Source organism: Raoultella sp. (genome assembly GCF_039594335.1).
GTDB lineage: Bacteria > Pseudomonadota > Gammaproteobacteria > Enterobacterales > Enterobacteriaceae > Klebsiella.
The window spans coordinates 1-1,662 of the sequence record NZ_JBCNNS010000108.1; the positions used below are offsets into that span (position 1 = coordinate 1).

General features: G+C 48.2%; 1 protein-coding gene and 1 pseudogene. Both read left to right on the forward strand.

Annotated features, from left to right (window positions below; genetic code table 11):
• Nucleotides 1–498: pseudogene (gene gidA / locus ACZAHD_RS17075) on the forward strand (tRNA uridine-5-carboxymethylaminomethyl(34) synthesis enzyme MnmG); the annotation flags it as partial.
• A gap of 89 nt (nucleotides 499–587) precedes the next feature.
• Nucleotides 588–1,211, forward strand: coding sequence for a 16S rRNA (guanine(527)-N(7))-methyltransferase RsmG (gene rsmG / locus ACZAHD_RS17080; RefSeq protein WP_462457831.1), 624 nt, complete (start codon nucleotides 588–590; stop codon nucleotides 1,209–1,211).
• Nucleotides 1,212–1,662: the final 451 nt, after the last annotated feature.

Below are 1,662 nucleotides of genomic sequence, written 5' to 3' on the forward strand. Positions count from 1 at the left end.
CGTTTCAACGAGAAGCTGGAAAGCATTGAGCTTGAACGTCAGCGTCTGAAATCCACCTGGGTTTATCCGGCGGCAGACAGCGCGGAAGAAGTCAACGCGCATCTGACTGCACCACTGTCTCGCGAAGCGAGTGGGGAAGATTTACTCCGTCGTCCGGAAATGACCTATGAGCAGTTGGTTCAGCTGTCGCCGTTCTCGCCGGGCCTGGAAGATGCGCAGGCCGCCGAGCAGGTTGAGATCCAGGTGAAGTACGAAGGATATATTGCTCGTCAGCAGGAAGAGATCGAAAGACAGCAGCGTAATGAGAATACGATCCTGCCGGCAACGCTTGATTACCGCCAGGTGATTGGGTTGTCGAATGAAGTGATTGCCAAGCTTAACGATCACAAACCATCTTCAATCGGTCAGGCTTCGCGTATTTCCGGCATTACGCCTGCAGCGATTTCTATCTTGCTGGTCTGGTTGAAAAAGCAGGGGATGCTGCGCCGCAGCGCCTGATTGCCCTGACAGGCGGATAGCCTTTTTGATTCACCGGCCCGGTAAGCGTCATCGCCTCCGGGCTCATTATTTCTGGACAGGTACTGAACGTGCTCAACAAACTTTCTCGTCTGCTGGCTGAAGCCGGTATTTCGCTCACCGATCATCAGAAAAATCAGCTGGTAGCCTATGTTGGAATGCTGGATAAGTGGAACAAAGCCTACAATCTGACTTCTGTTCGCGATCCGAATGAGATGCTGATTCGCCACATCCTCGATAGCATTGTTGTTGCTCCGTACCTGCAGGGAACGCGTTTTATCGACGTCGGAACAGGACCAGGGCTACCGGGAATCCCGCTGGCGATTATTCTCCCGCAAGCCCATTTCACACTGCTGGACAGCCTTGGCAAGCGCGTCCGTTTTCTTCGTCAGGTTCAGCACGAGCTAAAACTGGAGAATATCGCTCCGGTACAGAGCCGTGTGGAAGATTTCCCCGCGGAACCGCCGTTCGATGGTGTCATCAGCCGCGCATTTGCCTCGCTGAACGACATGGTCAGCTGGTGCCATCATCTGCCGTCAGAAAGCGGCTGTTTCTATGCATTGAAAGGGGTGGCCCAGGAAGAGGAAATGGCAAATCTTCCCGAAGGATGCACCGTCAGCGAGATCATCAGGCTGCATGTTCCTGCGCTGGAAGGGGAGCGTCACCTGGTGGTTATTAAGCCAAAAATGATTTAGTTTTTATCAAAAAATGTGAAAAAAATGAGACCGCCGCATGTTACAAAAATAAATGTCACTGCGCACTATTCGCGGCGCGTTTTAACCATGCTTTTACCATGGGTTATCCTGAGGTTAACTTTGACGGTTGGTTTACTCATAAAATAGTCAACATTGAAAATATCAGGACGCTAAAAATCGAGCAACTGACAGGGTATACAAATGTTAAATATTTATTATAAATGTCAATAAAAGGTTTTCATTGTATGCGTGGTTGTTTTATAAAAACTACTGATTTTTTATCTTTAATATCAAAAAGATGAAAACAGACGATTTATGAGTGGAATTAATTCGCTTTACTGTAAATGTTTAATGTGTGATCTGGTGCACGCTTTAATCTATGTGTTTTCTCAATATTTGCAGTTTCGTATGACGGCTCACAGATTGGCAAAATGCAGGAAAAGTTGCCCGC